Raw genomic sequence first — 5,826 nt, 5'->3', positions numbered from 1 at the left:
AGTCAGTGACATTCAAATTAAGACGAGAAACTCCTCCCTTTATACGAAGTTGCGTTCGTACATAGTATTTTCTCTTCCTTGTCTCCCTGATCTACTACGTTTGATTGCAACTTGTATTACTCTCCTCTTCTAATCTCACCTCCGAGTCCTCTGCGCCTCTGTGGTTCGTTAAAGAGTTATCGCTGTCGCCATGTGAAGGACAGATTTAACAGCTAAAACGACCACTTACCGATAATAAACCTTCTGCCCTCCGCTTCCTGCCATAAATATATGCTCAACGTTTACATCATCTCAGCCATCCGCACCCCTATCGGTCGATTTGGGGGCATCCTGGCAAATCTTTCCCCAGTAGACTTAGGTGCCCACGTCATGCAAGCCGCATTAGCGCAGACAGGACTACCGGGAAATGCTTTAGACCTGTATATCTTTGGTCACGTCTTGAGAGCAGGACACGGACAGAACTTACCCCGTCAAGCCGCACTCAAGGCTGGGATTCCAGAGTCGGTCAACGGGTATGCCGTCGATATGGTTTGCTCCTCCGGAATGATCAGTCTGATCAATGCGATGACGGCAATTCGGGCACAAGAAGCAGACATAGTTCTCGCTGGAGGGATAGAATCGATGTCCCAAACTGGCTTTTTCCTCTCTCACAGAGCCCGATGGGGTTACAAATCCCTCTTGGGTGCGCCAGAGCCATTAACCGACTTGTTGCTCTGTGATGGGTTAACCGATGCCACAACTGGGCAGGGGATGGGAGAACAGACGGAACGCATAGCGGTAACTCATGGATTTACACGCCAGGACTTAGATGAGGTGGCACTTTATTCGCACCAACGAGCCGCTGCTGCAACTGAGCGAGGGAGTTTCAAGAAGGAGATTGCCCCGATTAAGGTTGAAACCAATAAAGGCACGCATCTGATAGATCAGGATGAAGGAATCCGTCCCGACACAACCTTAGAGAGCCTGAGCAAACTCCGCCCTGTGTTTAAACCGGAGGGGGTAATGACGGCAGGAAACAGTAGTCAGTTATCCGATGGAGCAGCTGCCCTGATTTTAGCGAGCCAGTCAGCGGTTGAACGATATGGACTCAAACCCATCGCTAAGATACTGGGTGGAACTTGGGCGGGTGGAGAGACTTGGCGTTTCTCAGAAATGCCGATTTGGGCAGTCAAGAAATTGTTAGAGAAGCTCCACCTCAGGATATCGGATATTGACCTGTTCGAGAATAACGAAGCCTTTGCGGTGAGCAGTTTGCTCTTCAACCGCATCCTGGGCGTTCCCGACGATAAGCTCAACGTCAATGGGGGAGCGATTGCCTTGGGACATCCGATTGGAGCGTCTGGGGCGCGGCTTGTTGTCACGTTGCTCAACGCTTTAAAACAACGGAATAAAACGCTGGGGATGGCATCCCTGTGTCATGGCACCGGTGGGGGAACTGCGATCGCTCTACAGGGGCTTTAGAGCGTATCTGCAATATCGTTTTTTACTCACAGTACACCACCTCCGTAGGGTGTGTTTTCTCGCCCCAGCTCTCCCCCTAACCCTACTTGAGAAAGCGGGGAAAGAAACTCAAAGTCACCCTTTTTAAGGGGGATTTAGGGGGATCTTCCGAACTTTAAGCTAAGCCACACAAAATAGGGGATTTATATGCAGTTAGCAGAGCGGATGAATCGTTTGGGCACCGAATCAGCTTTCGATGTATTAGCGAAAGCCAAACAACTAGAAGCGAAGGGCAGAAACATTATTCATCTGGAAATCGGTCAACCTGACTTTCCCACACCCATCAATATTTGTGAAGCCGCCTTCCGAGCGATGAAAGATGGCTACACCGGATATGGGCCGGCTGAAGGACTCTTGGAGTTTCGTGAAGTTGTCGCTGAGCATATTTCCACAACACGAGGCATTGAAATTCATCCTGATGAAGTGGTCGTTACTCCTGGAGCTAAACCGATTATCTTTTTCGCCCTCCTCGCACTGGTGAATGAAGGCGATGAGGTGATTTATCCTGACCCAGGTTTTCCCATTTATGAATCTGTGATTAACTTTGTGGGGGCGAAAGGAATTCCCTTACCGTTACGAGAGGAAGTTGGTTTTCGCTTTCATCTGGGTGATTTGGTTGATGCCATTTCAGATCGGACACGCTTATTGATTCTCAATTCTCCTCAAAATCCCACTGGAGGTATCTTACAAAAAGATGAGCTAGAAGCTATTGCAGAGCTGGCAAATCATCATGACTTTTACATTCTCTCCGATGAAGTCTATTCCCACATCCTCTACGAAGGAAATCATGAAAGTATTCTTCGTTTCCCTGGAATGAAAGAGCGGACAATTTTAATCGATTGCCATTCAAAAACCTATTCGATGACGGGGTGGAGATTAGGCTACGGAGTGATTCCTAAGCCGCTAGTAAATCAGTTTGTTCGATTAATGATTAATTCAAATTCTTGTACCTGCTCATTTACCCAGATAGCTGGAATTGAAGCACTCAAAGGCTCGCAAGATTTTGTTGATCGCATGGTAGCCGAATTCAAGCGGCGGCGAGATGCGGTAGTAGATGGACTGAATGCGATCGCAGGAATCACCTGTCTCAAACCCGCAGGTGCTTTTTATGCATTTCCAAATGTGCAGCAGATTCCCCTTTCCTGTGAGGCACTGGCAGATTATCTCCTGGAGGAAGCAGGAGTTTCTCTCCTCGCAGGTACGGCGTTTGGAAAATTTGGCGATGGATACTTAAGAATTTCCTATGCCAATTCTCTAGAGAATATTCAAGAAGCGTTAGAGCGAATTCAGGTAGCAATTGGCAAGCTCTAATCAGCACATTGGTGGAAATAAAGATAACCCTTGAGGCTGGTAATGGGTACTGGTGCATAACCAATTACCCTTTACCGACTTTGAGTAAGTGATGTTTAATTACTGCCCTCTAATGAGTTATAGAAGCCGCGCTCGAACTAATCAGACGCCGGAATAAATTCTCCGTCCAACCCGTCTCTTGCAAAAACAGGAGCGGAATTTAGGTTTAAAGTTAGTTAAAGACTGGAGTAAGATAGCGATGGAAGCAACTACCAGACACGCACTTAAAGAATGGGCTGTTGCCGTTGATGCCTTAGAACAGGGCAAAATGATGATGCTGCTACGCAAAGGCGGCATCAAGGAAGAGGGAAACCGCTTCAGTGTCGCTCACAACCCGATTTTGTTCTACCCTACCTATGAACATCAGCAGCCTAACCTGCTCAAATCCGAGTACGCGGCTCAGGTAACACCCGTAACTTCAGGCTGGCATCCGGAAACAGTTCGGATTGGGAGTTGGGCTAAGATTACGGATATTTTGCTGGTTAGTGATGAAAGAGTGGTTGCTACGCTGTTACCCTACCACATTTGGAATGAACAATTTGTGAGCGATCGCCTACGGTGGAAACATCGTCAATCCCTGTTTATCCTATTGCTACGAACCTACCAACTACCCCAACCCCAAGGGATTACTTATCGCCCAGAATACGGCGGTTGTCGGTCATGGATTGAGCTCGCCGAACCGATTAATATAGAGCGTGCCGTACCCGTTCTGGATGACGCCACCTACACTCAGAAGGTGACCCAACTCCATCATCTACTCACAGCCTCAGGATACCCATACATCACTGAAAATCCTGTATCGTGCTAAACGTAAACGTCCAACATCCAATTCCTCACATCGTTGGCTACAGATAGCCATATAACTTCAGTTCTGTTTGAGCAATTCTCTGAGCTTCTTCAATTTCTTTGGGATTACGTTTTTTATGGATGCCAATCGAAAGGGGATGAGCCTGTTTGAATTGCTTCCGCAGTTGAGCATTCATTGTTGCTCCAAAGTGTAAAGTGATAAGTTCTCCATATCTGAGGCTATCACTCACTAAATCCTCATATTTAACCAATAGAACTCGACCCGTCGTCACAACCTCAGGCTGAGAAAAGAAATTGTGGCAGCGTCCCACCATCTCTTTCCACATCCAAATAGCTCGGATATAGGGAGTGCTACCTAAAAATTCTTCTTCTCTGCCCTGCTCAACCCACCAGGGAACATAACGCTCATCATACTTACGACCTATGGGCATTTCTGAGGTATTCAGAGCCATTAATTTCTCATCAGTCAGTACATCATAAGTTCTGACAAGGGAGTCGGCACAATCTCGACCATCTCGATAGAGATGAAGAATACGGCAGTCTGGCAACGCACGATAGGTAAATTCGGGAGCAAAGCTGAGAAAAGGCTCTTTATAAATGATACGTTCAACAACTCGTTGACGTACCAAAGCATGGAAAAACTCTTGGCTACTCATATAACCCTTGAGCCATTTATGCAAGGCTGAAAATCGCGAATAGGGAATTCCCGAATCCAGATAATTCTGAAAGGAAGCTTCAAGTTCAAAAGCTAAGACATTATAGATATAAGTAGGTAAAGAATAGGTGACCAGATGGGGAATCGAAACGGGAACCAGTAAACCAGAGATGCATTCGGAGTTAGCTAAAGCTCGGAGCGCTGTCATTAAAAAAGTAGTTCCTGAGCGAGGGCATCCCAGAACTATGCAATATTTAACTTTCATAATTCATTTATGCTTAAAACAATCAATATCAACTTAGCGTTGTCTTCCGCTAAAAGATAGATTTTTTTTATAGCTATAAGTTTATATTAATTTTAATAATATAAACTTATGTACTTTTTTGAATTTTTTTAAACAATTAACCCTAAAATTAGAGCTTAGTAAAATAATCGTCGGTAACTTAGACGATATTGAAGATCGGGTTGTCGTTTCCCGATGGGTTTAGCTGGAACCCCGGCAACAATCGTACAGGGGGAAACACTTTTAGTAACAATTGCACCAGCGGCTACAGCACAGCCTTTACCTAAGGTTACTCCTGGTAGAATCACAGCTCGTGTCCCAATAAAAACATAATCTTCAATATGCACCGGACGAGTACGACCTGCAAAATCCCAACTTTGTAAGTCGTGATCTGCCGTCAAGATACATACTTCAGCAGAAATCGAAACATTCTCTCCAATAGTAATTCCACCCCGATTATCTAATCGACACTTCTGGTTGATCACGCTATGCTTGCCGACTTTAAAATTTTTCGGAGCATCAAACCATGCTCCCATAAAAATAGCGCTATCTGAACCAATTTCAAATTTAAGAAAAGACCGATAAAAAGCTAATCGAATAAAATGAAACGGAATATCATTGATGACATGATTAGTAATATATAGAAGACCCGCAGATAAAAAATTCTTCATTTTATCTACAAAAAAATAGTCAGGCTCAACATCAGACTAAGCTACCTCTTAGGCAAAAAACGATGTATCATATAGGGGAATCCTAGAATAACTGGCTCTCTGATGAGTTCAGTACTGAGCCGTAATCTATCTAATAGATTTTGCTTGTACCTGAATTGGTAATTTATATGTTCAGAATTAAATAAGCGTTTCCATTCCCTCGAAGCCTCCTCTTTACCTATGTGAGTCATGGTTGAACTTTTATGTTCAGAATAACAGCGGAAATAACCTAAATATTCATTGAGCTTAAGAAACTTGCCCTGTTTGTAAAGGCGACCAAAAAATTCTAAGTCAATAGCAAACTGAAGACTAGCATTAAGCTGTCCAACTTTCTGCATGGCAGCACGTTGCCAAAAAGCTGTTTCCGAGCAAACATTATAGGTAAATGTCTTTGGGTCAAAAGGCGGTAGACAACACCAGCCCGTTACCTCGTCAAATTCGTTGATTAAAATTCTATCTCCATGAACAACAATATAGTCGGGATGGGTCTGAAAGGCTTTAACAATCTTTGAAAACGTTCC

General features: G+C 44.6%; 5 protein-coding genes and 1 pseudogene. 3 read left to right on the top strand and 3 right to left on the bottom strand.

The window, feature by feature from the left end; translation table 11 throughout:
- The first annotated feature begins 270 nt into the window (after positions 1 to 270).
- From V6C93_RS28345 to V6C93_RS28335, 3 genes are all read left to right on the top strand, one after another.
- Complete coding sequence (locus V6C93_RS28345) at positions 271 to 1,461, top strand: thiolase family protein (RefSeq protein WP_333480021.1); 1,191 nt, start codon at positions 271 to 273, stop codon at positions 1,459 to 1,461.
- A 186-nt stretch (positions 1,462 to 1,647) separates the two neighbouring features.
- Positions 1,648 to 2,811, top strand: coding sequence for a pyridoxal phosphate-dependent aminotransferase (locus V6C93_RS28340; protein WP_333480020.1), 1,164 nt, complete (start codon positions 1,648 to 1,650; stop codon positions 2,809 to 2,811).
- A 238-nt stretch (positions 2,812 to 3,049) separates the two neighbouring features.
- Positions 3,050 to 3,658 (top strand): DUF1802 family protein, encoded by a 609-nt coding sequence (locus V6C93_RS28335; RefSeq protein WP_333480019.1) that lies wholly within the window; start codon positions 3,050 to 3,052, stop codon positions 3,656 to 3,658.
- A gap of 37 nt (positions 3,659 to 3,695) precedes the next feature.
- Here V6C93_RS28335 and V6C93_RS28330 read toward each other — a convergent pair whose 3' ends face one another.
- From V6C93_RS28330 to V6C93_RS28320, 3 genes and pseudogenes are all read right to left on the bottom strand, one after another.
- On the bottom strand, positions 3,696 to 4,577 hold the full coding sequence (locus V6C93_RS28330) for a sulfotransferase (protein ID WP_333480018.1): 882 nt from the start codon (positions 4,575 to 4,577) through the stop codon (positions 3,696 to 3,698).
- Between the two features lie 155 nt (positions 4,578 to 4,732).
- Positions 4,733 to 5,131: an acyltransferase gene (locus tag V6C93_RS28325; RefSeq protein ID WP_333480017.1), complete on the bottom strand. Its 399-nt coding sequence runs from the start codon at positions 5,129 to 5,131 to the stop codon at positions 4,733 to 4,735.
- A gap of 176 nt (positions 5,132 to 5,307) precedes the next feature.
- Positions 5,308 to 5,826, bottom strand: a pseudogene (locus V6C93_RS28320) (hypothetical protein); the annotation flags it as partial.

It is taken from the genome of Allocoleopsis sp., assembly GCF_036703385.1.
Taxonomy (GTDB): Bacteria; Cyanobacteriota; Cyanobacteriia; order Cyanobacteriales; family Coleofasciculaceae; genus Allocoleopsis.
The sequence above is the reverse complement of the archived record's forward strand: the minus strand, read 5'-3'. Positions and strand labels throughout refer to the sequence as shown.

What these genes read in the sequence shown, in the direction of transcription:
- V6C93_RS28335 (WP_333480019.1), top strand. Translation starts at nt 3,050, where the DNA reads ATGGAAGCAACTACCAGACACGCACTTAAAGAATGGGCTGTTGCCGTT.
- V6C93_RS28345 (WP_333480021.1), top strand. Translation starts at nt 271, where the DNA reads ATGCTCAACGTTTACATCATCTCAGCCATCCGCACCCCTATCGGTCGA.
- V6C93_RS28330 (WP_333480018.1), bottom strand. Translation starts at nt 4,577, where the DNA reads ATGAAAGTTAAATATTGCATAGTTCTGGGATGCCCTCGCTCAGGAACT.
- V6C93_RS28325 (WP_333480017.1), bottom strand. Translation starts at nt 5,131, where the DNA reads ATGGGAGCATGGTTTGATGCTCCGAAAAATTTTAAAGTCGGCAAGCAT.
- V6C93_RS28340 (WP_333480020.1), top strand. Translation starts at nt 1,648, where the DNA reads ATGCAGTTAGCAGAGCGGATGAATCGTTTGGGCACCGAATCAGCTTTC.